Raw genomic sequence first — 26,243 nt, 5'->3', positions numbered from 1 at the left:
GGAAGCAACCTATTCCTGACAATAAAGTGGTTTTATTTCGTACTGCCTGCCCCTTGCGATCTCTGGCCAAGATTAGCGACTGCCAGCCTTTTCATTGCATCCCCTTGTGCGATATTTCGCCCGATTTCTCTTCGCCGCTATCAAGCGGGATAATTATCCGTTGTTTTCCCCACCTCGATGAGTAGCCTCTTTCGCATCATGTCCAATCACGATGATGCGAATAAGGATATTCCATGCTGCCTGAACTCTGCCTGCAGACTCCCTTGCGCGGTAACCCCGCGTTTCATTTCATGCTATGGACTGCCGGCCTCTTTTACGGGCCGGTTATTTGGTCGGTAGTTTGCCACTTGTGCACTGCACGCCATGACGGGGTTTCCCGCCGGACACGGCTGTTGCTTGCCCTGCCAGGTGCCAGCCTGTTTCTATTACTCTCTTTTCTGTCGGCTCCGCTGTGCATCCTGATCGCGACTCTGCTGTTACTGAGTTTTTTACTTGTCCTGAGTCTGATTGATCTGCATTGCTATCTGTTACCCGACAGCTTAACCCTACCCCTGTTATGGCTGGGCTTACTGAGTCATGCCCTGTTGCTGCCCAACCAACTGGCAGATGCCGTCTATGGTGCAGCGGCGGGCTACGGTTGTTGCTGGATAATTTACTGGTTGTGCAAGGCGATAACCGCAAAGGAGGGATTAGGCTATGGTGATTTTAAACTGATGGCGGCATTGGGAGCCTGGGTCGGTTGGCAACAGTTACCGCAGGTGGCGATAATTGCTTCATTTACCGGTGGAGTGGTCTACTGCTTACGGCTGGGTTTTTATAAGAAACGCGGTGAACTCCCTTTTGGTCCCTGTCTGGCCACCGGGGGAGCACTGGTCTATATCAGCCAGCATTTTACTTTGCCTGGCTGATCGCCGTGACTCGACACATTAATAAATAGCTACGGGTGCTTATTGTGCCTGCTCTTTTAACTGCGACTGAATATAATTTTGCAGACCGATGCGAGCAACCAGATCAATTTCAGTTTCCAGCCAGTCGATATGGTGTTCCTCGTCGGCGAGGATCGTGATCATCATATCGCGGCTGACATAATCATGGACCGAATCGGCATAGGCGATCGCTTCGCGCAGATCCCTTGCTCCTTCCAGTTCCAGAACCAGATCGGACTTAAGCATTTCCTCAACGTCTTCGCCAATATTCAGTTTGCCGAGATCTTGCAGATTGGGAATACCTTCCAGGAACAGGATACGCTCGATGTAGACATCGGCATGTTTCATTTCATCAATGGATTCGTGGTATTCAATGCCATTAAGGCGCATTAAACCCCAGTTTTTGAACATTCTGGCGTGAAGAAAATACTGATTAATCGCTACCAGCTCGTTACCCAGCAGCTTATTCAGGTGCGCAATGACTTTTTTATCGCCTTTCATAGGTATACCTCTCCGCTCTCGTTCTATGAAGTGTAGAACCGGTCAGCGCAGAGTCAAAAAAATAGCCCTACTTTTTGTTAGGCGACCTCAATCATCATCGGTGCATTTTCTTGCTCCTCGATCAGGATCTCTCGAGCTTGTCTGATACATTTACCACAGTCAGTACCGATGGGTACCAGGTTACGGAGCTGTTTCATCGTCTGTGGCTGATGCTGTTGAATGACCTTGCGGATCACTTTGTCAGAAATGGCATTACACAAACACACGTACATAGAAGAACTCAATATTTAATCAGTTCCCATAACTGTAAATGGGAATCGTTTTTATTTCAATTCCGCTTTGAAAAATTTACATAAAAAAAGGGCGCCGAAGCACCCTTTTTATTTGCAGCAATTATCAGCGATTAAGCGATAACTTTAGCAACAACGCCAGCACCAACAGTACGGCCGCCTTCACGGATTGCGAAACGCAAGCCGTCATCCATCGCGATTGGGTGGATCAGGGTAACAATCATGTTCACGTTGTCACCAGGCATTACCATCTCAACGCCTTCTGGCAGTTCGATAGTACCGGTCACGTCAGTTGTACGGAAGTAGAACTGTGGACGGTAGCCTTTGAAGAACGGAGTATGACGGCCGCCTTCATCTTTGCTCAGGATATAAACTTCTGAGTCAAATTTGGTGTGTGGTTTGATTGAACCTGGTTTAGCCAGTACCTGACCACGTTCGATGTCTTCACGTTTGATACCACGCAGCAGAACACCAACGTTCTCGCCTGCACGACCTTCGTCCAGCAGTTTACGGAACATTTCAACGCCGGTACAAGTAGACTTAACGGTGTCTTTGATACCTACGATTTCTACTTCTTCGCCAACTTTAACAACACCGCGTTCTACACGACCGGTCACAACGGTACCACGACCAGAGATGGAGAATACGTCTTCGATTGGCAGCAGGAATGGCTTGTCGATCGCACGTTCTGGTTCTGGGATGTAGCTATCCAGGTAACCAGCCAGTTCGATGATTTTAGCTTCCCACTCTGCTTCGCCTTCCAGTGCTTTCAGCGCTGAACCGCGAACCACTGGCAGATCGTCGCCAGGGAAATCGTAAGCAGACAGAAGTTCACGCACTTCCATTTCTACCAGTTCCAGCAGCTCTTCATCATCAACCATGTCGCATTTGTTCATGAATACGATGATGTAAGGAACGCCAACCTGGCGACCCAGCAGGATGTGCTCACGGGTCTGAGGCATAGGGCCGTCAGTTGCAGCAACAACCAGGATCGCGCCATCCATCTGGGCAGCACCGGTGATCATGTTTTTCACATAGTCGGCGTGTCCTGGGCAGTCAACGTGCGCATAGTGACGTGCTGGGGTATCGTATTCAACGTGTGAAGTGTTGATGGTGATACCACGTGCTTTTTCTTCTGGTGCATTATCGATCTGATCGAATGCACGAGCGTTACCGCCGTAGGTTTTAGCCAGTACGGTGGTGATAGCAGCAGTCAGGGTAGTTTTACCGTGGTCGACGTGGCCGATAGTACCAACGTTGACGTGCGGTTTGGAACGTTCAAATTTTTCTTTAGACACGGATATATTCCTTACTCTTATGCTCTCCCCTCAAGGAGAGAGCACTGGATCAATGTGTTAAACCCGAAAGCTTATTTACCACGGGCTTCGATAATAGCTGTAGCAACGTTGTTCGGCGCTTCGGCGTACTTCAGGAACTCCATGGAGTAAGAAGCACGACCCTGGGTCTGAGAACGCAGGTCTGTAGCATAACCGAACATTTCAGACAGTGGAACCTGGGCACGAATAGTCTTACCAGTTGCAGTATCTTCCATACCTTCGATCATACCGCGACGACGGTTAAGGTCACCGATCACGTCACCCATGTAATCTTCAGGGGTTTCGATCTCAACCTTCATGACTGGCTCCAGCAGAACTGGTTTAGCTTTTCTGAACGCTTCTTTAAACGCGATAGAAGCGGCCAATTTAAACGCCAATTCAGAGGAGTCGACGTCATGGTAAGAACCGAAGTGCAAACGCACTTTAACGTCAACAACCGGGTAACCAGCCAGAGGGCCAGATTTAAGCTGCGCCTGCAGACCTTTATCAACCGCTGGGATAAATTCTTTAGGAATTGAACCACCAACGATATCGTTGACAAATTCGTAGCCTACACCGCCAGGTGCCAGTGGCATCATATCGATAACCACGTGACCATACTGACCGCGACCACCAGACTGCTTGGCGTGTTTACCTTCCACGTCCGTAACGGTATCGCGGATAGTTTCACGGTAGGCAACCTGCGGTTTACCAACGTTAGCTTCAACGTTGAATTCACGACGCATACGGTCAACCAGGATATCAAGGTGAAGCTCACCCATACCTGCGATGATAGTCTGACCTGATTCTTCATCAGTCCATACGCGGAATGATGGGTCTTCTTTAGCCAGACGGCCCAGAGCCAGACCCATTTTTTCCTGGTCAGCTTTGGTTTTCGGTTCTACTGCAACAGAGATAACTGGCTCTGGGAATTCCATACGCTCAAGGATGATCACATTGTTCGGATCACACAGAGTGTCACCAGTTGTCACGTCTTTCAGACCGATTGCTGCAGCGATATCGCCCGCACGGACTTCTTTGATCTCTTCACGCTTGTTGGCGTGCATCTGAACGATACGACCCAGACGCTCACGCTGCGCTTTTACTGAGTTCATTACGGTGTCGCCGGAGTTAACAACACCGGAGTACACGCGGAAGAACGTCAGGTTACCCACGAATGGGTCAGTTGCAATTTTGAACGCCAGAGCAGAGAACGGCTCTTTGTCGTCAGAATGGCGAACTGCTGGAGTGTCTTTACCGTCGTCCAGGATGCCGTTGATAGATTCAACGTCAGTTGGTGCTGGCAGATACTCGATAACCGCATCCAGCATTGCCTGTACGCCTTTGTTTTTAAACGCAGAACCACAGGTAACCAGAATAACTTCGTTCCGCAGAACGCGTTGACGCAGAGCTGTCTTGATTTCTTCCTCGGTCAGCTCTTCGCCGCCCAGGTATTTGTCCATCAGCTCTTCTGAAGCTTCAGCAGCAGATTCAACCAGGTTCTGGCGCCATTCGGTGGCCAGCTCTTGCATATCAGCCGGGATCTCTTCGTATTCGAAGGTCACGCCCTGGTCTGCATCGCTCCAGTTGATTGCTTTCATTTTCACCAGGTCAACAACACCGGTGAATTTTTCTTCCGCGCCGATTGCCAATTGCAATGGAACCGGGTTAGCTGCCAGGCGAGATTTGATCTGGCCTACAACTTTCAGGAAGTTAGCACCCATACGGTCCATTTTGTTAACGAACGCGATACGTGGAACTTTATATTTGTTGGCTTGACGCCATACGGTTTCAGACTGTGGCTGAACACCGCCAACAGCACAGTAAACCATTACCGCGCCATCAAGAACACGCATGGAACGTTCTACTTCGATGGTGAAGTCAACGTGTCCTGGGGTGTCGATGATGTTTACGTGGTGTGGTTCAAACTGTTTGGCCATACCAGACCAGAAACAGGTGGTAGCAGCGGACGTGATGGTAATACCACGTTCCTGTTCCTGTTCCATCCAGTCCATGGTAGCTGCGCCATCATGAACTTCACCAATTTTGTGGTTTACACCGGTGTAGAACAGAATACGTTCGGTAGTCGTTGTTTTACCGGCGTCGATGTGAGCACTGATACCAATGTTGCGGTAGCGCTCAATGGGTGTTTTACGAGCCATTTGATTCCTCTATTCCTAGGGCGTTCAGATTTAGTTAATCCAAGCGGGTGAGCTGTTACCAGCGCCCGCTTGGTTAGCATATACCCAGCATATTTCAAATCGCAGTTGCGTTGGCTGCCTTCGCTTATCCCAGATCACTTACCTGAATAAGCGCCCGGGATTCATTCAGTTGCCGCCTACCCGCAACCTGAAATCTTTTGGGTATTACTACAACTGGTGATTACCAGCGGTAGTGGGCGAACGCCTTGTTGGCTTCAGCCATACGGTGAACGTCTTCACGTTTCTTAACAGCAGTACCTTTGTTGTCTGCAGCATCAGAAAGTTCGTTCGCCAGGCGCAGAGCCATGGATTTATCACCGCGTTTACGAGCAGCTTCAACGATCCAGCGCATTGCCAGAGCATTACGACGAACCGGACGTACTTCAACAGGAACCTGGTAAGTAGAACCACCTACGCGGCGGGACTTAACTTCCACGGTCGGACGGACGTTGTCCAGAGCGACTTCGAAAGCTTCCAGGCTGTCTTTGCCACTGCGCTGAGCCAGGGTCTCAAGAGCAGTGTAGACGATTGCTTCTGCAGTAGATTTTTTACCATCTACCATCAGGATATTTACAAACTTGGCCAGCAGCTCGGATCCGAACTTAGGATCTGGCAGGATTTTACGTTGACCAATGACGCGACGACGTGGCATGGGAATACTCCGTTGTTAATTCAGGATTGTCCAAAACTCTATGAGTTTATTTTGACAGTAATGTGAAAATGTTTGGCCTTACTTAACGGAGAACCATTAAGACTTCGGCTTTTTAACGCCGTATTTAGAACGAGCTTGCTTACGGTCTTTAACGCCTGAACAGTCCAGTGCGCCGCGGACGGTGTGGTAACGCACACCTGGCAAGTCTTTTACACGACCGCCACGGATCAGGATCACGGAGTGTTCCTGGAGGTTATGACCTTCACCGCCGATGTAGGAGGTAACTTCAAAACCGTTAGTCAGACGAACACGGCAAACTTTACGTAATGCGGAGTTCGGTTTTTTTGGAGTGGTGGTGTACACACGGGTACAAACGCCACGTTTCTGCGGGCAGGCTTCCAGCGCTGGAACGTTGCTTTTAACAACCTTCGTAGAGCGTGGTTTGCGTACCAGCTGATTAATTGTTGCCATTAAAAAGCTCCTGGATTTTGTTTCATAAACTGCTTTGTAAACACGTAATAAATCGCCCCACAATTAGCAAAGGCCAATATGGGGACGCAGAATTTTATTGCTGACCCACGAGGGTGTCAAGAAATATACAGCATTTACGCAAATCACCACGCAATATGCTGCATATGCTGTTCGGTCAATTCAACGAATCCAGTATAGTCGATCGGCGTCAATTTGTCCGAAATTTGACCAACCAAACCCCTGGCCTGCAGATCCTCGGTCAGGACATATACCGGGCATTGCAGTTGAGTGATATGGGGCAACGCCAGGCTGTCTTCAAGACCGGCAATAACGCCGTCCTGCATTAACAGCAAAGCATCCCGCTCGCAAATCATGCGAACAAGTGCAGGTAAATCACATTGTTGAGGCGAATGTGCCAGTGTAAAAAGCATTATCTGTCCCTGCTCAAAAGGTCATTATCACATCATAGGAAATCAGATGCTGGCGCAGGATTTCGGGGGAAAGCTTTTCAACATCAAGGACCCAATTGTTGATATTGGACAGTCCCCGCTCTTTGAGCGATGCTTCACAAACAAAGCACTGATCGACATCGTAAAGGGGTAAAACACCGTAAGTGGCGATGTAATTGCGTGCCAAAATTTTTTCTGGCTGTTGACCCGGAAGTAGCTGTAAAACGCCATCGGCAACAAAAAACACGCCAATATCTTCGCTTAATGCCGAGGTAGCGAGCAAAGCATCCAGCCCTTCCCTACCCGCTGAACTGCCGTGAGGCCCCTGAGAAAAAATAAAGGCGACCTTCTTTTTCTGGTTTTCTGCCGTCATGTTTTGGTCCGATCCCTCGTTATCATTGCACCAGAAATTAAAATTGCACCAGACGATCGCAAACCAGCGAAGCTTCGGCCAGGCTGCCTAATCCGGTCAAGGTAAATCCGGGTTGCAAATTGGCGCGCACATCTTCACGGTTAGCGGCTTCATCGGCATCAATCACCCCGCGTCGCAGTGCCGCCGCTACGCAGACATTCAAGGCAATCTGATGGTCAGCCGCCAACCGCTGCCAACTACGCACCAAATCAAATTCGTCGGAAGCGGGCAAACAGAGCTGATTGCCATTGAGCACACCTTCACGATAGAAAAAAATGCTGTCAAGTTGGTGTCCTCTGGCCACCAGCGCCAAAGCAAACTGATAGGCGGCACTGGCTTGCTGGGTGCCATAAGCCGGCCCGGTGACCATAATGCTATATCGCAATATCAACGCTCATTCCCCACGGGTTCGCCACTTTTGAACTGGCGAATATACAAATAGACCGTGTGTTTGGAAATATTCAGGCGGTCGGCAACCTGATTAATGGCATCTTTAATATCAAAAATGCCTTTCTCATAGAGATTGAGCACAACCTGGCGATTCTTGGCATTGTTGGTCACATTGCGATCGGCGTTCACTTCCTCGATGGTAAATTCGAGTGTCTGCGCAACCAGATCGTCAACCGACGAAGCAAAGTTTACCGATGGTGCAACGTCCTGCGTTTCTGGCGGGATAAAAGTTTGCATAATCTGTGAGAAAGGCACATCCAGATTCATGTTGATGCACAACAGTCCGATAACGCGCTGTTCGCCATTGCGGATGGCGATGGTCACCGACTTCATCAGCACACCACTTTTCGCACGGGTGAAGTACGCTTTTGAGACGTTACTGTCCGCGCCGGTCATATCATGCAGCATACGCAGCGCCAAATCGGTAATCGGCGAGCCTATTTTACGTCCGGTGTGTTCCCCATTGGCGATACGAATAGCCGAGCATTTCAGATCTTCCAGAGAATGCAGAACTATTTCACAGTGTTGACCAATCAGCATGGCCAGACCATCCACCACGGCCTCGTAGGAGGTCAGGATTTCATGGTCGGTTACACTAAAAGGACGTTGGTCCAGCAAATCCAGTTCACCGGTTTCGCCATTGAAAAGCGAATTAGACATTGGAGCTACCACCCTCTACATCGGAACCTTACTCATTATCTGGAGCAAGGCTCACCATTCAATCTCAGCAGGCCATTACTGTATCAAAGCTACAGTGGAAAGGTCTTTACGATTACTCAAGATAGTGACGTTAAGCTTGAGCGCGAAAGTCGTCAAGTTATCATCATAGAGTAACCCCTGCAAAAGTGGGGAAGAAGCCGTTAAAAAGCGGCGGCCCAAAAAAAAACCGTCACACAGGCGACGGTTTCTGGAGAAAAGTCAGAAAAACTTATTCTGCTTTGGTGGCGTCTGCAGCGTCAGCCGGTTTAGTGGCGTCTTTTGCATCTGCTTTTGGTGCCGGTTTGATATCCAGCAGTTCTACTTCAAATACCAGAGTAGAGTTGGCAGGGATACCAGGGACGCCAGTTTTGCCGTAGGCCAAAGCCGGTGGGATAACCAGCTTGATCTTGCCGCCTTTCTTAACGTGTTTCAGACCTTCGGTCCAGCCTGGGATCACACCGTCAAGACGGAAAGACAAAGGCTCACCGCGGGTATAAGAGTTATCGAACTCGGTGCCATCAGTCAGAGTACCTTTGTAGTTGACTACCACGGTATCGCTGTCTTTAGGTGCATTGCCGGTACCTGGTTTATCAACCTGATACAACAGGCCAGATTCGGTTTTCTTCACGCCTTTTTCTTTGGCGAAGTCAGCGCGGAATTTGTCGCCTTTGTCTTCGTTGGCTTTGGCGTCAGCTTCCATTTTTTGCTGGGCAGAAGCTTTTACACGCGCTTCGAAAGTTTGCAGTGTTTTTTCGATATCAGCGTCAGACAGTTTGCTTTTGCTGGCAAAAGCGTCCTGAACACCGGCAATCAGCTGGTCTTTATCCAGTTTGATGCCCAGTTTCTCTTGTTCTTTCAGCGAATTGTCCATGTAACGGCCAAGTGATGCACCCAGCGCGTAAGCAGCCTGCTCATCGTCACTTTTAAATTTTGCGGGTTCTGCTGCCGCTGGCGCAGTCGCTGCTGGTGCTGCTGGTGCAGTTGCGGTGGTATCCGTCGTCGCTTTTGCAGTGTCTTCTGCCATAGCCTGAGTCGCACCCAGGGCAAGAGCCATAGTGGTCGCGAGCAGCGTTACTTTAAACAGTGATTTCATCCATTTCTCCAAGACTTGAGGGTCTTTGCCTCAAGTAACAATTACGAAAGTTCGCCGGTTAATATAACTGTCCCTGTCAATAGATGACAATCTCTATACTTACCGAACGCGCCTAACTCTGACCTTTTTTGCTTCAATAAGTTTCTGGCAAGGCGGCAAAATCGGCTTGGCCGAGTTTTTTTGCGCTATTGCGGGTAGAATATGGCGTCAAGTCTGCCACTCCGGCAGCCACCCCTTACCCTGCAGCACTCAAGGCACCCTATTATGGAACATAATTCATTTGAACAGCGGCTTGAAGCGCTGGAAAGCAAACTGGCTTTTCAGGAAGTGACTATCGATGAGCTCAATCAGATTGTGACTACGCATCAGTTGGAAATGAGCCGTCTGCACGACCATTTGCGTTTACTGACCGATCGTTTACGTGCTACGCAGCCCTCAATGATTGCCGATGCCTCGGAAGAAACGCCACCGCCGCATTATTGATAGCTTGCAGTGTGCGGAAAAAATGCAGCATGGCAGCAATAAAGCTGATAAAAAAGGCGGCCAAGGCCGCCTCAGACTGCTGAGAAAGTCCGTTATTAGGGAGAGTGCACCATTGGGGTCGTAGCGGGCTTGCCCGCCGGAGCGCCCCTAGGTGTGCTATGCCCGGGTATCTCGATCATCAAGACGACTTTGCCATCAAACTCAGGCGGCCGAGGCCGCCTGAGTTTGATTGTCGCTAATGACAATCAGTGGCAACCGCAGCCGCCGTTACCGCCACAGCCGCCTTTGCCATGTTCATGGCCTTCTTCGTGGCCGTGACCACCGCAGCAACCATCACCATGCTCGTGGTCGTGACCGTGGTCATGACCGTGCTCACCGTGAACGTGGCCATGAGCCAGCTCTTCTTCGGTCGCTTCACGGATAGCCACAACTTCAACGTTGAAGTTCAGGTTCTGACCGGCCAGCATATGGTTGCCGTCAACCACAACATGGTCGCCGTCAACTTCAGTGATTTCTACCGGCACTGGACCCTGGTCCGTATCGGCCAGGAAACGCATACCGACTTCCAGTTCTTCAACGCCCATGAATACTTCTTTTGGTACGCGCTGAACCAAATTTTCATCATAGTTGCCGTAAGCGTCATTGGCGCCAACGTGCACATCAAAACGGTCACCCACTGCATGACCATCCAGCGCGTTTTCCAGACCGGAAATCAGCGAGCCGTGACCGTGCAGATAGTCCAGAGGTGCGCTTACTGGTGATTCATCAACCAGCACGCCGTCTTCTGTACGTACCTGATACGCAACGCTGACAACCACGTCTTTTGATACTTTCATGATAACTCCTAACGTTGAAAACTAAATTTTGGCGAAGATTGTAGCGGAAAACCACGCCTCTGTACCGAACAGCATAAAAAAAGGTGCGCCATAACGCTACTGCGGATGGAAGATGCCAATCACCTGTTCTTCTGGTCGTACATGTCGCGCAACCTGCTCGTCAGTCTGCCGTTTGTGGTGACCACACTTGACGCACTCCACGACTTCCACTTGATCTTCCTGCCATAACATCAAGGTATCCAATGCTTTACATTCTGGACATACGGCACCGGCAATAAAGCGTTTACGGGTTGTAGTCATAGTCTGTCTCTCCTGGACCTCAGCCTGTCGGCACCGCACCCGGCACCGACAGATGAAATTCTTTACAAAAAAATATTCAGAAACTTCTGTTACCCGGCAGTTGCCAGGGGCTTATTCGTCATCGTCCCAGCCGTCAATACGCCGCCGCTCGTTGTGCATCTCGTTTTGAAAGATATCCTCCAGCTCGCGACGAGCCTCTTTCACCCGCGAGATTTGGGCGACATCCCCTTGCACCTGCGGCACCAGCTCACGCAACATGCGCATATCCAAACGACGGAAGTGCTGCTGCGCACGATAGGCGTGATGCGGATGCATACCCAGGGTAATCAGCGCTTTTTTCCCCAGCTCCAGCGCACTGGAGAAGGTTTCTCGGGAAAAATCCTTCACCCCGGCCTGCAACAGTTCATGAGCCTCTACGCGCCCCCGTGCACGCGCCAGAATACTCAAATGGGGAAAATGCTGTTGGCAAAGATGCACAATCTCCATGGTATCCTCCGGCTCATTGCAGGTGATGACAATGGATTTGGCTTTTTCGGCACCGGCAGCACGCAGTAACTCCAGATTGGTGGCATCGCCGTAATAGACCTGATAACCAAAGGTGCGCATTAACCCCACGGCGCTAATATCGCGCTCCAGTACGGTAATGCGCATTTTGTTGGCCATCAGCAAACGGCCAATCACCTGCCCGAAACGCCCAAATCCGACAATAATCACCTGTGGCTCGTTATCCTCCACAAAGTGCTTTTCATCGCTCTCTTCCTGAGCGTTATAACGACGGAATAATATCCTGTCGATGTATTTCAGCAGCAGCGGCGTGGTCATCATTGAAAGTGTGACCACCACCAATAGCAGCGCCAACTGCGACGACGAAATGACTTTCGACGCGGCGGCAGCCGAGAACAACACAAAGGCAAATTCCCCGCCCTGACTCAGCACACCGGCGAACTGCAAACGCACCGAGGTGCGTAAATCAAACAGCCGCGCCAGCAGGTAGAGAACACCACCTTTTACCAGCACCAGGATAATCACCCCGGCCAGCACCTGCAGGATATGGGTGTAGAGCACCCCAAGATTGAGCGCCATGCCGACTGAAATAAAAAACAGCCCCAGCAACAGCCCCTTAAAAGGCTCAATGGCGATCTCCAGTTCGTGCTGATATTCACTCTCTGCCAACAATATTCCGGCGAGGAAGGTCCCGAGGGCCATCGAAAAACCCAGCGCCTGCATAAACAAGGCCGAGCCCAGCACCACCAACAGCGCAGCGGCGGTAAACACCTCGCGCACTCCCGAGGCGACAATCAGCCGAAAAATCGGCCTTAACAGATAACGGCCGCCCACCAGCATGCCGACAAAGGCCAGCACTTTCATACTGATCATTTGCCAGTCGTTGCCCCCGGAGGAGGCACCGGCCAGCACCGGGATCAGCGCCAACGCCGGGATCACCGCAATATCCTGGAACAGCAGTACGGCAAAACCGAGCTGGCCCCCTTCGTTGCGGGTCATTCCCTTATCGCGCATCAATTGTAGCGCCATCGCTGTTGAAGACATGGCCAGGCCAATACCGCCAATCAGCGCCGCCTGCCAGTCAAAATTCGTCAGGTAGAGCAGGCAGCCCAATACCATGGCAGTGAGGATCACCTGCCCGGCACCGACGCCAAATATCTGCCGACGCAGTTGCCATAGCTTGCCCGGATTCAGCTCCAGCCCGATGATAAACATCAGAAATACCACCCCCAATTCGGAAAAGTGCAGTATTTCATCTACGTCACGAATAAAACCCAGCCCCCAGGGGCCAATAGCGATACCGGCCAGTAGATAGCCTAATACCGCGCCTATTCCCAGGCGTTGAGCAATAGGTACCGCCACAACGGCAGCAAACAAAAACAGCAGTATCGCCGTCGGTAAATTCGAACTGTCGATAGTTATACTCCTCCGTTGGGCATAGGAGATTGCAGCCATTCGCCGTAAGCTTGCGCATGGCTGTGCAATATTTCCGGCTTCTGACGTCGCGCCCAATAGATAATAATTGGCGTCATCCAGTGCATATGACACATGGCGGCGGTCAGTTCAAAGGGCAGTAAAATATCGCTCATCGGGTAGCGGTTATAGCCGCCGGGTTTATAGGCTCCCTCGGGTTCGCCGGTGGTCACCACCGAGCGCCAGTATTTACCGCTTAACGCCGTGCCGCCGGCACCGCTGGCAAAACCGCGGGCCAAAACACGATCCATCCACTCCTTGAGCAGGGCAGGACAGCTGTAAGTATAAAGAGGGTGCTGAAAGACAATCACTTTATGTTCCCGCAGCAGTTTTTGCTCGTAATGAATATCAATAAAAAAATCGGGATAATGGGCGTAAAGGTCGTGGACAGTAACGTTCGGCAACTGCCGCGCCCTGTCGAGCAAAATACTGTTGGCCACCGAATCGGGTGATTCCGGGTGGGCATAGAGCAGCAAAACCTTGGGTGGCTGCGGCATCAAAACCTCCAAAGCGTCGTCAGGGTGCAATTTTTCGGCTACCATGCTTCGCAAATACCAATAGGGCGTTCTTCTATATCCCATTGCAGTCCGCGCCATTGGCGCGATGCAATCGCAAATATGACAGGTATACGTCTTGTTTAACGTAGAATGATGACAATTAATTTAACATACTCTCAACGACACGGCGCTTTATGATAGTTTTCTCATCGTTACAAATCAGGCGTGGCACCAATGTCCTGCTTGATAATGCCTCTGCCACCATCAACCCAGGCCAAAAAGTCGGCTTAGTGGGGAAGAACGGCTGCGGAAAATCGACCCTGATCTCCCTGTTAAAAGACGAAATGCACGCCGATGCGGGCAACCTGACCTTTCCGTCCAACTGGGCGCTGGCCTGGGTCAATCAGGAGACGCCCGCGCTTGATGTCCCCGCCATGGAGTATGTTATCGACGGCGACCGCGAGTTTCGCCAGTTGGAAGCCGAATTAGCGACGGCAAACGAGCGGGATGATGGCCATGCTATTGCCACCCTGCATGGTAAACTCGACGCCATTCAGGCCTGGACCATTCCGGCCAGAGCCGCCAGCCTGCTCAGCGGACTGGGGTTTACCCAGAATCAGCTGCAACAGCCAGTCAAATCCTTCTCCGGTGGCTGGCGCATGCGTCTGAACCTGGCACAGGCGCTGATTTGCCGCTCGGACCTGCTATTGCTTGATGAACCGACCAACCACCTCGATCTCGATGCAGTGATCTGGCTGGAAAAGTGGCTCAAAAGCTATAACGGCACGCTGGTGCTGATTTCCCACGACCGTGATTTTCTCGACCCTATTGTCGATAAAATTCTGCATATCGAGCAGCAGAGCCTCAATGAGTATACCGGCAACTACTCCTCATTTGAGCGTCAGCGCGCCACCAAACTCGCCCAGCAACAGTCGCTGTTTGAACACCAACAGGAAAAAGTTGCCCACCTGCACAGCTATATCGACCGCTTCCGCGCCCAGGCAACCAAAGCCAAGCAGGCACAGAGCCGCATAAAGATGCTTGAGCGCATGGAGCTGATTGCCCCGGCTCACGTTGATAATCCTTTTCAGTTTAGTTTCAGGTCGCCGGAAAGTCTGCCCGACCCGCTGCTGCGCATGGAAAAAGTCAGCGCCGGTTATGGCGACACCACCATCCTTGATTCAATCAAGCTGAACCTGGTGCCGGGATCGCGTATTGGTTTGCTCGGGCGCAACGGTGCCGGTAAATCGACGCTGATTAAGCTGCTCGCCGGTACCATGCCACCGTTACACGGTGATATCGGCCTGGCCAAAGGGGTCAAACTGGGTTACTTCGCCCAGCACCAACTGGAGTTCCTGCGCGCAGAGGATTCGCCGTTACAGCATTTGACGCGTATGGCCGAGCGTCAAACCGAACAGCAGTTGCGGGATTATCTTGGTGGGTTTGGTTTCCGCGGCGATAAAGTCACTGAAAAAACCGAGCGTTTCTCCGGCGGCGAAAAAGCACGTCTGGTGCTGGCGCTGATTGTCTGGCAGCGCCCTAACCTGCTGCTGCTCGATGAACCGACCAACCACCTCGATCTCGATATGCGTCAAGCGCTGACCGAAGCCCTGATCGACTTTGAAGGCGCCATGGTAGTGGTCTCCCATGACCGTCATCTGCTGCGCTCAACCACCGACGATTTGTATCTGGTCCACGGCGGCAAAGTCGAGCAGTTCGACGGCGATCTGGAAGATTACCAGCAATGGCTGGTAGATATTCAGCGTCAGGAAAGCCAACAGGATGCGCCGGAAAAAGATGCCGGTGCCAACAGTGCGCAATCACGCAAAGATCAGAAACGTCGCGAAGCCGATTTCCGCAACCAGACCCAGCCAATGCGGAAACAGATCGCAACGCTGGAAAAACAGATGGAAAAGCTGAGCAGCGAACTGGCCGGCGTAGAAGAGAAGCTGGCTGACGCCGCCATTTACGATATCAGTCGCAAAGCGGATCTGACCGCCAGTCTGCAACAGCAGATCAAGGTAAAAAGCGCGCTGGAAGAGGTCGAGATGACCTGGCTGGATCTCCAGGAACAGTTGGAGCAGCTGGCACAGGAATTTAACGCCGAATAACGCCGCAATCTGTATCGTCTGGCTCAAAGGTAAAAGAGGCATCCCGCAAGATGCCTCTGACAGCTCACAAAGTCTGTTTTTAGGCAGAGTACACCGTTGGGGTCGTAGCGGGCTTGCCCGCCGGAGCGCCCCCAGGTGTGCTATGCCCGGGTATCTCGATCATCAAGACCACTTGCAAGATACCTCTTTTGCCCGCAGTTAACGGGCGAATACTATCGCCAAATCAACAGCACACAGGCGGCGGTCAACAGCCCCATCGCCACATTAAAGCTGTACCAGGCGCGACGACTGCGCAGCAAACGGCCGATCACCGTACCAAACCCCAGCCAGATCAGCCCTGACACCAGATTAACCATAAACATCCCCAGGCTGATGGCCGCGATGGAATGATTATAGGCCGCACCTTCCAGGCTAAAGCTGGCCACGGCCCCCAACCCCATCAACCAGGCTTTGGGATTGAGAAACTGCAATAACCAACCCTGATACAGGCGGATCGGTTTGGGCGGCGCAACGTCTGTTTCCAGTTTCTCATAGGCCGAGGTGGCAATTTTCCACGACAGCCACAGCAGATACAGGCTGCCCAGCACTTTTAAAATAGTATGCAGCGACGGGTAGACCAAAATCAGACTGCCCACCCCAAAGGCCACCAGCAGCAACATGCTTTGCATGCCGAGCATAATACCCAGCATCAACCACAGTGAGCGGCAAAAACCGAAATTCGCCCCCGAGGTGGTTAACAGCATATTATTTGGACCGGGGGTGATCGCCGCTACCCATAAAAAACCAAGCATCGAAAGAAATAAACCAAGTTCCATGTAAATGGGTGCTCCTCACCCCGACCATTGCGCAATTAGCAGTGAAGCTATCAGTGTGATATTGATAGGTAGTGTTCCGCAATAAGAATCTTTTCACAGCATGACTGAAAATTTCCGCCCGTTGCCGGGTGCCGGCAATCCACATCTGCAAACACTGTTACCCAGACTGGTGCGCAGGCAGGTAAAACTTACCCCATTCTGGCAGCGTCTCGAGCTGCCCGACGGTGATTTTATCGATTTGGCCTGGAGCGAAGACCCGCAGTTCGCGCGGGATAAACCGCGTATGGTGTTGTTTCACGGTCTGGAAGGCAGTTTTACCAGCCCCTACGCCCATGGCTTACTTGATGCCTGGCGCACCAAGGGCGGGCTGGGGGTGGTGATGCATTTTCGCGGTTGCAGCGGCGAGCCCAATCGCCTGCAACGCATCTACCATTCCGGGGAAACCGAAGACGCCCGCTATTTTCTTGATTGGCTAACGCGCACCTACGGCGCCGCGCCCACCGCGGCGGTGGGCTTTTCTCTAGGTGGCAATATGCTGGCCTGTTATCTCGGGCAAGAGGGGGAAAAGTGTTCCTTACAGGCGGCAGTGATTGTTTCCGCCCCCCTGATGCTTGAACCCTGTGCTTATCGGCTGGAGCGCGGATCCTCCCGCTTTTATCAGCGTTACCTGCTTAATCAGCTAAAAGGCAACGCCAGACGCAAGCTGCTGAAATATCCGGGGACGCTGCCGGTAACGCTGGCACAGCTCAAAGCCATGCGCCGCATCCGTGAGTTTGATGATGCCATTACCGCCAAAGCCCATGGATTTAACAATGCGCTGGACTATTACCAACGCTGTAGCGCCATGCCATTACTCCCCGCCATCAAAGTGCCGTTACTGATTATTCATGCCAAAGACGACCCTTTTATGACCGCAGCAGTGATCCCCGACGCGCAAGCACTGCCGCCTGGGGTAGAATATCAGTTGACCGACCACGGCGGTCACGTCGGTTTTGTATCCGGCAGTTGGCGTCATCCGAAAATGTGGCTGGAACAGCGCATTCCCGACTGGCTGCTGCCGAAGTTAATCCCCATGCAACAAATTGAGAAAAGACCAACAGAAGATGATCATTCCCTGGCAAGAACTGGATCCTGAAACGCTAAACGGCGTAATTGAAGCTTTCGTCCTGCGTGAAGGCACCGACTACGGCGAGCAAGAACGTACGCTGTCGCAAAAAGTCGACGATATTCGCCGCCAGCTAAAAAGTGGTGACGTGGTACTGGTTTGGTCAGAGCTGCATGAAACGCTAAATATGATGCCGCGCGGCCAGTTTCGCCCCGGTCAGGAAGAGCGCGAAGAAATGTAGCTATCATTACCAGTGCCGGGGGATTGTTTCATCGCGTCAGGCCCGCGGCAACGCCAAAACTTACGCAGAGATACCCTATAATTTATCGCATAGATATGGTAACAATAAGCGTAATTATGCACCGCTTATCATGCGACTGTCGCCTGAAGATCTCAGAAAACAGTCAGGCAGACGCGACCTGTAGGGAGTGAAGACTTACCATGTCAGCTAAACACCCAGTTATTGCCGTCACCGGTTCAAGCGGTGCCGGTACCACCACCACCAGTCTGGCGTTTCGTAAAATTTTCCAGCAGTTTGGCCTGCACGCTGCCGAACTGGAAGGGGACAGCTTCCACCATTTCACCCGTCCGGAGATGGACGCAGCCATCCGCAAAGCGCGCGATCTGGGACGTCATATCAGCTACTTTGGTCCCGAAGCCAACGACTTTGCGCTCCTGGAACAGAGCTTTATTGAATACGGAAAAACGGGTAGCGGCCGTTCGCGCAAGTATTTGCATACTTATGACGAAGCGGTGCCCTATAACCAGGTGCCGGGGACCTTTACGCCGTGGCAGGCGCTGCCGGAACCCACCGATATTCTGTTCTATGAAGGCCTGCACGGCGGCGTGGTCAGCCAACAGGTTGACGTCGCCAAACACGTCGATTTACTGGTGGGCGTGGTGCCGATCGTTAACCTGGAGTGGATACAAAAACTGGTGCGTGACACCGGCGAGCGTGGACATTCGCGCGAAGCGGTAATGGACTCGGTGGTCAGATCGATGGATGACTACATCAACTACATCACACCGCAATTTTCACGCACCCATATCAACTTTCAGCGCGTGCCGACCGTGGATACCTCCAATCCCTTTGCCGCCAAAGCCATCCCTTCGCTGGATGAGAGTTTTGTCGTGATCCACTTTCAGGGGCTGGATCAGATCGATTTCCCTTATTTACTGGCCATGTTGCAGGGATCTTTTATCTCACATATCAATACGCTGGTGGTGCCCGGGGGAAAAATGGGGCTGGCGATGGAGCTGATTATGGGGCCGCTGGTACAGCGCCTGATGGAAGGCAAGAAAATAGAATAAGCCGGTACACGGCAACACACACCGCACCACCAGGCGCGGTGTGCCTGACTTGAGCCGATTATTCAGCCTCAATCAGTTCAAAGCTGTGGGTAATAGTCGCCGCTTTACCGAGCATCAACGAAACCGAGCAGTATTTTTCGGCCGACAGGCTGACCGCACGTTCCACCGCTTTGTCGGTCAAGTCTTTACCGGTGACCACAAAATGCAGATTGATATGGGTAAACAGACGCGGTGCTTCTTCACGGCGTTCCGAAGTCAGTTTGACTTCGCAGCCCTGCACCTCGTTACGACCTTTTTGCAAAATAGACACCACATCGATCGCACTGCATCCCCCGGCAGCCATCAGCAACATCTCCATTGGACTGGGTGATTTGTCACCGGCATTGCCGTCCATAATAATCTGATGTCCCGACGATGATTCCCCCAAAAAGGTTAACCCTTCGACCCATTTTACTCGTGCTTTCATTTCCTTTCTCCGCCGGCAATTTTCAAAACAGACTACCCTTTAGCCCGGAAACTGGCAATGGAACTCGATCCGCATCATGCTGAAGCGAGACAACACAAGACACATCTTCAAACCTGTGCTACAAACAAAGCCGAAAAGTAACTTTCCAACAAGTTGCGGCTAGGTATTTTAGGTGCAAACAGGATTACCGTGGTGATAATGCCAATTTTTAGCTGAATTCACTTCACCTGCCGCTTGCAGCATTGCTGGTCAGTTCATATGCTAAAAGAGCGCGAAGTAAAAAATCGCCGAACAGGGAACTCTGAGCCCTGTGATTTGGGCAGCGATAATAACAGAGGATAATAGCTAATGGTTCTCGGCAAGCCACAAACAGACCCCACTCTCGAATGGTTCCTGTCTCACTGTCATATACATAAGTATCCATCTAAAAGTACGCTGATTCACCAGGGTGAAAAAGCCGAAACGCTGTACTACATCGTGAAAGGTTCGGTCGCCGTACTGATCAAGGATGAAGAAGGCAAAGAGATGATACTTTCCTACCTTAACCAAGGTGACTTCATCGGCGAGCTGGGACTCTTCGAAGAAGGACAGGAACGTAGTGCGTGGGTCAGAGCGAAAACTGCCTGCGAAGTAGCGGAAATTTCCTACAAGAAATTTCGCCAGCTGATCCAGGTTAATCCAGACATTCTGATGCGTTTGTCCGCACAGATGGCAAGCCGATTGCAGATAACCTCTGAGAAAGTGGGTAACCTCGCTTTCCTGGACGTCACAGGTCGTATTGCACAAACCCTGCTTAATCTGGCTAAACAGCCCGATGCCATGACCCATCCAGATGGTATGCAGATTAAAATTACTCGTCAGGAAATCGGTCAGATAGTCGGCTGTTCACGCGAAACTGTTGGTCGAATTCTAAAAATGCTCGAAGATCAAAGTTTGATTTCTGCTCACGGTAAAACGATTGTCGTTTACGGCACACGTTAACTGTTTTAAAACGGCGCGACAGATATCTGCCGCGCCGTTTTTATCTGCGCACTTCCCCCAAGCCGTTGAAAAATTCATCTAAATAACCCTACACTTTGTATAAAGTTTATCCCTCTGTGGCCGATACCCATTATCAAGGGGTGACCACTGAGTTGTAGACAACCCCATCTGAATTTTACTTAAACTGGGGAAGGTCGTTATGCGTTTAACTATCCGCGCTCGCCTGATCGGTATTGTGAGCCTGTTGTGTGTTCTTCTGATTATCGCTGCCGTTTGGGGCATTATCGGTTTGCGTGCCGCTGACCAGCGCGCTGCCACCACCTATCAAACTGAACTTTTACCGCTACAAACTACCTCACGTCTTTTTCGCACCGCACAGTTACAATCCGCCACCTTATTTGAAACGCTTCGCTACTGGACCGATGCCAGCGAAGTGGACAAACGATTACAAAAAATCAGCCTCTACAGTGCGCAGATTGCTGATGACCTGAAAAGTTTCACTACCATGCCACGGGTTCCGGGAACCGAGGCACTGAACAGCAAACTGATGGCCGATCTGAATGACTATCAGACCGTGCTGAACAAGGCAGGGGAACAATTAAAAGCCGGCAACCCTTCCGCAGCGCTGGTGATAATCGAAACCAGCCTGCGTAGCGACAGCGAAGCGTTGCAACAGGGCATTGACCAGCTTGACCAGCTAATGCGCCAACATGCGCAGCAAAACTACCAGGACAGCGCCAGCTCCTACCAGCTGGCCCGTAACAGCCTGGTGGTTATTCTGGCTGGCGGCCTTTTCCTGGCATTCCTTGCCGGCTGGCTGTTGGTCCGCGCCATTGCCAGCTCGGTCTCCAGCGCCCGAGAACTGGCAGAGTCCATCGCCGATGGTCAACTCGACCATAATATTACGCAGTTTTCTCACGATGAAATGGGCGAAGTTATGCGCTCACTGGCCACCATGGATGTCCGCCTGTCGGGTATTGTGCGCGAAGTTGGTGAAAGCGCCTCGGCGCTCAATGATGCAGCCCACCAAATGGCAGCAGGCAACGATGACCTGTCGGCACGCACCCATACCCAGGCCAGCTCGCTGGAACAAACCGCCGCCAGCATGGAACAGATGACAGCCACGGTGAAACATAACGCAGACAATGCCGCGCAGGCTAATGAACTGGCGATGTCGGTGCGTGAGCAGGCTCAAAATGGCAGCAAAGTGCTCAATGATGCTGTGGCCGCCATGCGCGAAATTGAGTCATCCAGTAAACGTATTGCCGATATCAACCGCGTGATTGATGAAATCGCCTTCCAGACTAACTTGCTGGCACTTAACGCCGCCGTAGAAGCCGCACGGGCCGGTGAACAGGGCCGCGGGTTTGCCGTCGTCGCCTCAGAAGTGCGTCAACTGGCGCAGCGCTCATCGAAAGCCGCACAGGAAATTAAAGAGCTGATCCAGGCCAGCGTCAGCAAGGTCGATACCGGCAGCACACTGGTAATACGTTCCGGGGAGATGCTTGAGGAGATCAATGGCGGCGTTGCCCGCGTGGTGGCAATTGTCGGCGAAATAGCCGTTGCCAGCCGCGAACAGTCCAGCGGCATCGAACAAGTCAACCTGGCGGTGATCCAGATGGACAGTGCCACTCAGCAGAATGCCGCCTTGGTCCATGAAGCCAGCGCCGCCAGCCAGACGGTGAGCCAGCATGCTGGCCTGCTGGTGGAAAAAATGGCCTTCTTCCGCTTACAGGATGACGGTAAGAGCCGTTTACCAAAGGCCGGAACCGCGCCACTGGCTCTGGCCAGACCCGCCATGAAACCGGTGTGGGAGTAAGAAACCATTATGCGCAAATCAGCCCTATTAGCTCTGCTGCTTGCTCTGCCCCTCGGCGCACTGGCAGATACCACCGTGACTATCGCCACCATTGTGAATGGCGATATGACGATTATGCAGCAGCTATCGCAATCCTTTGAGCAAAGCCACCCTGGCATTCATCTCAAATGGCAGGTCATGAGCGAAACCGAACTACGTCGTCAAAATATGGAGGCGATGAGCAGCGGTAAGCCCGGTTTTGACGTGATCACCGTCGGCACCTATGAAGCGCCGCTTTGGGGCAAACGCGGTTGGTTAACCCCGCTCAATGCCCTGCCTGCCGATTATCAGGCTGACGATTTACTGAAGCCGGTGCGCAAAGCGCTGTCATGGAACGATACGCTCTATGCGCTGCCCTTTTACGGCGAAAGCAGCATGACCTATTACCGCAAAGATCTGTTTGCGGAAAAAGGGCTGACCATGCCGGATAACGTCAAATGGAGCGATATCAAACAGCTGGCCGCCAAACTCAACGATCCACAGAAAGGCATCTACGGCCTGTGCCTGCGCGGTAGCCCTGGTTGGGGCGACAATGTCGCCATTATCGATACCATGGCCAACAGTTACGGCGCGCAATGGTTTAACGGCGACTGGCAGCCAATGCTTAACAGTCCCGAGTGGCGTCAGGTACTGCAGGATTATGTGCAGATGGTCCACGACTATGGCCCGCCAGACACACCAAAGAACAGTTTCAATGAAATTCTGCGTCTGTTTGCCCAGGGAAAATGCGCCATGTGGGTAGACAGTACCGTGGCGGCCGGGTTGCTGGTTAATCCACAGATTTCGCCGGTAGCCGACAAAATCGCCTTTACCTCGGCACCCAGCCAGGTCACCAGCAACGGGTCAAACTGGCTTTGGGCCTGGGCGCTGGCGGTGCCGAGCAACGCGGCAAATAAACAGCAGGCGATAGAGTTTATCAGTTGGGCCACCTCCCGCGCCTACATCAATCAGGTCGCGCAGACGGTCGGCTGGGGGTCGGTGCCGCCAGGCAGCCGTATCTCAACCTATGAGCAGAGTAGTTATCTGAAGCTGGCCCCTTATGCGCAACGCGTACGGGCGGCGGTGGAAAGTGCCACCGTGGACCAGCCAACCCTGATGCCGGTGCCTTACCAGGGGGTGCAATATGTCAGCATTCCCGGTTTCGACCAGATGGGCAATATCGTCGGCCAGCAAATTGCCGATCTGCTGCAGGGTAAGCTGACGCTGGATGAGACTTTAACGCGCAACCAGGAAGCGGTAGCCCGTATCTACGCGGCAACGCCTCGCTAAACGCTATACCCCGCCGGGTGCTGTTACGGCACCCGGCATTTCCCACCCCACCAATGAACACTATTTCCTCGCCAATGCATTGAAATAACAGGATCCAAAAGCTACTCTTTGAGGCTTACCAGCAAGATGGCTGAGGCCATACCGAGCGCCGATAGACATTACCTCTCTGATATTCACGGGATCTGATATAGACAACCTATGACGCTGTGGCGAAAATGCTTTTATCACCCCGAAGTCAACTATGCGTTACGACAGACGCTGGTGCTTTGCCTGCCTATTGCCATTGCTCTGTTGGTTGGCCAGCTGCAACTCGGCCTGCTTTTCTCTCTGGTGCCTGCCTGCTGCAATATCGCCGGTCTGGATACGCCGCATAAACGCTTCTTTAAACGTCTGCTGATTGGCGGTGCGCTGTTTGCCATCAGCAGTATTTTGCTGCAACTGATGCTGGAAGACTGGCACCTGCCGCTGCCGTTGATTATGCTCGGTCTGTCGCTGGTGCTGGGCGTGACCGGCGAGATCAGCCCGCTGCACGCCCGCCTGTTACCCGGTGCGCTGGTAGCGACCATTTTTACGCTCAGCATGGTCGGCACAGTGCCGGTGTGGCATGCGCCTTTGCTGTTTGTCGTCGGTACCGCCTGGTATGGTCTGTTTAACTGGCTGTGGTTTCGTCTGTCAGAAGAACAGCCGATGCGCGAGACCCTGAGCCAGCTCTACCTGCAGTTAGCCGATTATTTTGAGGCGAAATATAGCCTGCTGACCCAGCATACCGACCCCGATACCGCCCTGCCGCCACTGCTGAAAAGACAGCAGCAGGTGATCGATTTGATTGCTCTCCTCTATCAGCAACTGCATATGTTGCCAACCCATGGCCATCAGCATCATCAGCGGTTGTTCCGTCGTTTTCAGGTGGCCCTCGATTTGCAGGAGCATATTTCCGTCAGTCTGCATCTGCCGGCAGAGGTACAAAAGCTGGTGGAGGAGAGCCATGCCGAAGCGGTGATCCGCCGCAATGCCCAGGTGATTGCCGCCCGTCTACGGGTGCTGGCTGACGATATTCTCTATCACCGTTTATCCGACCGTTTCTCAATGACCAACGAGTTGGCGGCGCTGGAAAAAATTGCCTCACGCTATCGTGACAACCCGGTGGGGCAATTTTGTTATTACCATTTCAGCCGTATTGCCCGCCTGCTGCGCACCCAGCGTCCGCTTTACCGCCGCGACCTGATGCAAACGCAAACTCGTCTGCCGTTCTGGGCGGCGCTGAAAAGCTATCTGTCGTTTAAATCCGCTGCGCTGCGTAACGCCGCACGTCTGGGGGTGATCCTGGCCATCGGCAGCAGTCTGGGACTGTTTTTCAATTTGCCCAAACCCTATTGGATACTGTTGACCACGCTATTGGTCAGCCAAAACGGTTATAACGCCACCCGCGTACGTATTCAGCACCGTGCCCTCGGTACACTGGCAGGGTTAATCGCTGCCGCCGGTCTGTTGCAGCTTGCTCTGCCGCAAAATATCACGCTGTTGTGCATGCTGGTGATCACTCTGCTCTCCTACACGGTATTACGTAAAAACTACGGCCTGGGGGTGATTGGTCTGACGGTTACCGCGGTCTACACTTTGCAGCTACTGGCCTTAAACGGTGCACATTTCCTGTTACCGCGGCTGATTGATACGCTTATTGGCTGCGCGTTGGCGTTCGGCGGTGCCATTTGGCTATGGCCGCAATGGCAAAGTGGTCTGCTGCGCACCAATGCCCATCAGGCGCTGGAAAGCGATCAGCAGGCCATTCGCCTGTTATTGCAGGAAAACCCCGACCCGGTACAACTTGCCTATGCGCGGATGAAGGTCAACCAGGCACACAATACGCTATTTACCTCGCTGAACCAGGCGATGCAGGAACCGGGGTTTAATTCCCGTTATCTGACCGATATGCGTTTATGGGTAACGCACAGCCAGTTTCTGGTCGATCATATCAACGCCATGACTATTCTCGCCCGCGAACACTATATGTTGACGCCCAAGCTGGCGATGGAGTATTTGCAAACCTGCGAAATTGCGCTGCAAAGCTGTCAGCAGCGTTTAACCTACGATGGACCAAGCAGTGAAACCACGCTGTTTAACGCTCCCGAGTTGGTTGCCGATATGCCGGTTACCGAGATGGAGCGCCATCTGCGCCGCATACTGGCGCATTTGAGCGCTATGCATACCATATCGTCGTTGGCGTGGCGGCAACGGCCGCATCATGGGATTTGGTTGACAAGGAAATAATTAGGTTGGGGCTTAAATGGCAATTTTGGGTTTTAAAGTCAACTTCAAGGTCAACTGCATTCGCTGCGCTCACTGGGCGGCGGCCCAGACCGCCCAAAGGAGGCGAAGGCGCGCCTCCTTTGGAATCCTGCGCCTTGTCCAAATTGATCAGTGTCGTGCCCTCGGTTCGAGTTCTTTCCAGTGACATCGGTGTGTGGCCTAAACCACGCCGCTGCGCGGTCCCTTCACTCGGTCGCGAGCCAAAAACGTCTCGCTCCACGTCGCTCAGCGTAGGTTTTGAATCGGCCAGGAAACATTTAAAGCAAAACCGGCAACATTAAAGGTCAACGGCGAAAGACAAAAAGACAAAAAATCTTTGTCTGAAACGGCACGGTGTAGATAGTTTGCTGGCACATTCAGAGACGGCGCCGCGCGAAGAGGAGGGAGACGTTTTTGGCTCCCGACCGAGCAAGGGGACTGCGCAGCAGCGCGGCTCGTGCCACGCTGGGAGTCACTGAAACATAGCC

The 26,243-nt window shown here is 52.3% G+C and carries 27 protein-coding genes; 10 read left to right on the top strand and 17 right to left on the bottom strand.

All coding sequences use genetic code 11. The features are described from left to right. The first annotated feature begins 233 nt into the window (after nt 1-233). The gene (locus GW590_RS23590; RefSeq protein WP_211186895.1) at nt 234-908 is read left to right on the top strand and encodes a prepilin peptidase; all 675 of its coding nucleotides are present in this window, start codon (nt 234-236) and stop codon (nt 906-908) included. A 39-nt stretch (nt 909-947) separates the two neighbouring features. Here the strand turns inward: GW590_RS23590 and bfr are convergent, their stop codons facing one another. The 11 genes from bfr to fkpA form a co-directional block, all read right to left on the bottom strand. Continuing rightward, complete coding sequence (gene bfr, locus GW590_RS23585; RefSeq protein ID WP_169405528.1) at nt 948-1,427, bottom strand: bacterioferritin; 480 nt, start codon at nt 1,425-1,427, stop codon at nt 948-950. 77 nt (nt 1,428-1,504) lie between these two features. Next, complete coding sequence (gene bfd, locus GW590_RS23580; RefSeq protein WP_169405527.1) at nt 1,505-1,699, bottom strand: bacterioferritin-associated ferredoxin; 195 nt, start codon at nt 1,697-1,699, stop codon at nt 1,505-1,507. Nucleotides 1,700-1,830: 131 nt separating this feature from the next. Further along, nucleotides 1,831-3,015: an elongation factor Tu gene (gene tuf / locus GW590_RS23575; RefSeq protein ID WP_169405526.1), complete on the bottom strand. Its 1,185-nt coding sequence runs from the start codon at nt 3,013-3,015 to the stop codon at nt 1,831-1,833. 71 nt (nt 3,016-3,086) lie between these two features. Continuing rightward, nucleotides 3,087-5,195 carry an elongation factor G gene (gene fusA / locus GW590_RS23570; protein ID WP_169405525.1) on the bottom strand — a complete coding sequence of 703 codons (2,109 nt, stop codon included), beginning with the start codon at nt 5,193-5,195 and terminating at the stop codon, nt 3,087-3,089. Between the two features lie 220 nt (nt 5,196-5,415). Beyond that, a complete protein-coding gene (rpsG, locus tag GW590_RS23565) occupies nt 5,416-5,886 on the bottom strand; it encodes a 30S ribosomal protein S7 (RefSeq protein WP_169405524.1) in 471 nt (156 codons plus the stop codon). Nucleotides 5,887-5,982: 96 nt separating this feature from the next. Further along, a complete protein-coding gene (gene rpsL / locus GW590_RS23560; RefSeq protein WP_169405523.1) occupies nt 5,983-6,357 on the bottom strand; it encodes a 30S ribosomal protein S12 in 375 nt (124 codons plus the stop codon). A 143-nt stretch (nt 6,358-6,500) separates the two neighbouring features. Beyond that, on the bottom strand, nt 6,501-6,788 hold the full coding sequence (tusB, locus tag GW590_RS23555; protein WP_169405522.1) for a sulfurtransferase complex subunit TusB: 288 nt from the start codon (nt 6,786-6,788) through the stop codon (nt 6,501-6,503). A gap of 13 nt (nt 6,789-6,801) precedes the next feature. Beyond that, nucleotides 6,802-7,179, bottom strand: coding sequence for a sulfurtransferase complex subunit TusC (gene tusC / locus GW590_RS23550; RefSeq protein ID WP_169405521.1), 378 nt, complete (start codon nt 7,177-7,179; stop codon nt 6,802-6,804). A 37-nt stretch (nt 7,180-7,216) separates the two neighbouring features. Further along, entirely contained in the window at nt 7,217-7,603 is a 387-nt protein-coding gene (gene tusD / locus GW590_RS23545) for a sulfurtransferase complex subunit TusD (protein WP_268952828.1), read from the bottom strand. 2 nt (nt 7,604-7,605) lie between these two features. After that, nucleotides 7,606-8,328 (bottom strand): helix-turn-helix transcriptional regulator, encoded by a 723-nt coding sequence (locus tag GW590_RS23540; RefSeq protein ID WP_169405519.1) that lies wholly within the window; start codon nt 8,326-8,328, stop codon nt 7,606-7,608. 268 nt (nt 8,329-8,596) lie between these two features. Next, a complete protein-coding gene (gene fkpA / locus GW590_RS23535; protein WP_169405518.1) occupies nt 8,597-9,460 on the bottom strand; it encodes an FKBP-type peptidyl-prolyl cis-trans isomerase in 864 nt (287 codons plus the stop codon). Nucleotides 9,461-9,724: 264 nt separating this feature from the next. Between fkpA and GW590_RS23530 the strand changes: the two genes are divergently transcribed. Next, nucleotides 9,725-9,943 (top strand): protein SlyX, encoded by a 219-nt coding sequence (locus GW590_RS23530; RefSeq protein ID WP_169405517.1) that lies wholly within the window; start codon nt 9,725-9,727, stop codon nt 9,941-9,943. A 245-nt stretch (nt 9,944-10,188) separates the two neighbouring features. Here the strand turns inward: GW590_RS23530 and slyD are convergent, their stop codons facing one another. The 4 genes from slyD to kefG form a co-directional block, all read right to left on the bottom strand. Next, nucleotides 10,189-10,779, bottom strand: coding sequence for a peptidylprolyl isomerase (slyD, locus tag GW590_RS23525; RefSeq protein ID WP_169405516.1), 591 nt, complete (start codon nt 10,777-10,779; stop codon nt 10,189-10,191). 96 nt (nt 10,780-10,875) lie between these two features. Next, entirely contained in the window at nt 10,876-11,079 is a 204-nt protein-coding gene (locus GW590_RS23520) for a YheV family putative zinc ribbon protein (protein WP_169405515.1), read from the bottom strand. A 111-nt stretch (nt 11,080-11,190) separates the two neighbouring features. Next, nucleotides 11,191-13,038: a glutathione-regulated potassium-efflux system protein KefB gene (gene kefB / locus GW590_RS23515; protein ID WP_211186894.1), complete on the bottom strand. Its 1,848-nt coding sequence runs from the start codon at nt 13,036-13,038 to the stop codon at nt 11,191-11,193. After that, nucleotides 13,002-13,553: a glutathione-regulated potassium-efflux system ancillary protein KefG gene (gene kefG, locus GW590_RS23510; protein WP_169405514.1), complete on the bottom strand. Its 552-nt coding sequence runs from the start codon at nt 13,551-13,553 to the stop codon at nt 13,002-13,004. The genes kefB and kefG overlap by 37 nt, the downstream gene beginning before the upstream one ends. 194 nt (nt 13,554-13,747) lie before the next feature. Here kefG and GW590_RS23505 point away from each other — a divergent pair, with 194 nt between their 5' ends. Next, nucleotides 13,748-15,664, top strand: coding sequence for an ABC transporter ATP-binding protein (locus GW590_RS23505; RefSeq protein ID WP_169405513.1), 1,917 nt, complete (start codon nt 13,748-13,750; stop codon nt 15,662-15,664). Nucleotides 15,665-15,876: 212 nt separating this feature from the next. On the opposite strand, the gene GW590_RS23500 is transcribed toward GW590_RS23505, so the two are convergent. Further along, a complete protein-coding gene (locus GW590_RS23500; RefSeq protein WP_169405512.1) occupies nt 15,877-16,479 on the bottom strand; it encodes a LysE family translocator in 603 nt (200 codons plus the stop codon). Nucleotides 16,480-16,579: 100 nt separating this feature from the next. Between GW590_RS23500 and GW590_RS23495 the strand changes: the two genes are divergently transcribed. The 3 genes from GW590_RS23495 (at nt 16,580) to GW590_RS23485 (ending at nt 18,895) form a co-directional block, all read left to right on the top strand. After that, on the top strand, nt 16,580-17,614 hold the full coding sequence (locus tag GW590_RS23495; protein WP_169405511.1) for a hydrolase: 1,035 nt from the start codon (nt 16,580-16,582) through the stop codon (nt 17,612-17,614). Beyond that, nucleotides 17,583-17,825 carry a YheU family protein gene (locus GW590_RS23490; RefSeq protein ID WP_169405510.1) on the top strand — a complete coding sequence of 81 codons (243 nt, stop codon included), beginning with the start codon at nt 17,583-17,585 and terminating at the stop codon, nt 17,823-17,825. Before GW590_RS23495 ends, GW590_RS23490 begins: the two co-directional genes overlap by 32 nt. A 200-nt stretch (nt 17,826-18,025) precedes the next feature. After that, nucleotides 18,026-18,895 carry a phosphoribulokinase gene (locus GW590_RS23485; RefSeq protein ID WP_169405509.1) on the top strand — a complete coding sequence of 290 codons (870 nt, stop codon included), beginning with the start codon at nt 18,026-18,028 and terminating at the stop codon, nt 18,893-18,895. Nucleotides 18,896-18,953: 58 nt separating this feature from the next. Here the strand turns inward: GW590_RS23485 and GW590_RS23480 are convergent, their stop codons facing one another. Next, nucleotides 18,954-19,361: an OsmC family protein gene (locus GW590_RS23480; protein ID WP_169405508.1), complete on the bottom strand. Its 408-nt coding sequence runs from the start codon at nt 19,359-19,361 to the stop codon at nt 18,954-18,956. 348 nt (nt 19,362-19,709) lie between these two features. Between GW590_RS23480 and crp the strand changes: the two genes are divergently transcribed. From crp to GW590_RS23460, 4 genes are all read left to right on the top strand, one after another. Continuing rightward, nucleotides 19,710-20,342 carry a cAMP-activated global transcriptional regulator CRP gene (gene crp, locus GW590_RS23475; RefSeq protein ID WP_009638999.1) on the top strand — a complete coding sequence of 211 codons (633 nt, stop codon included), beginning with the start codon at nt 19,710-19,712 and terminating at the stop codon, nt 20,340-20,342. Nucleotides 20,343-20,541: 199 nt separating this feature from the next. Then, complete coding sequence (locus GW590_RS23470) at nt 20,542-22,161, top strand: methyl-accepting chemotaxis protein (RefSeq protein ID WP_169405507.1); 1,620 nt, start codon at nt 20,542-20,544, stop codon at nt 22,159-22,161. Nucleotides 22,162-22,170: 9 nt separating this feature from the next. Then, the gene (locus GW590_RS23465; RefSeq protein WP_169405506.1) at nt 22,171-23,469 is read left to right on the top strand and encodes an ABC transporter substrate-binding protein; all 1,299 of its coding nucleotides are present in this window, start codon (nt 22,171-22,173) and stop codon (nt 23,467-23,469) included. A gap of 204 nt (nt 23,470-23,673) precedes the next feature. Continuing rightward, the gene (locus GW590_RS23460) at nt 23,674-25,737 is read left to right on the top strand and encodes a YccS/YhfK family putative transporter (protein ID WP_169405562.1); all 2,064 of its coding nucleotides are present in this window, start codon (nt 23,674-23,676) and stop codon (nt 25,735-25,737) included. Nucleotides 25,738-26,243 lie beyond the last annotated feature (506 nt).

Source organism: Rouxiella aceris (genome assembly GCF_012933545.1).
In the GTDB taxonomy this organism is placed as follows: domain Bacteria; phylum Pseudomonadota; class Gammaproteobacteria; order Enterobacterales; family Enterobacteriaceae; genus Rouxiella; species Rouxiella aceris.
Note: the sequence above shows the minus strand (reverse complement) of the source record. Positions and strands in the feature narration are given on the sequence as shown.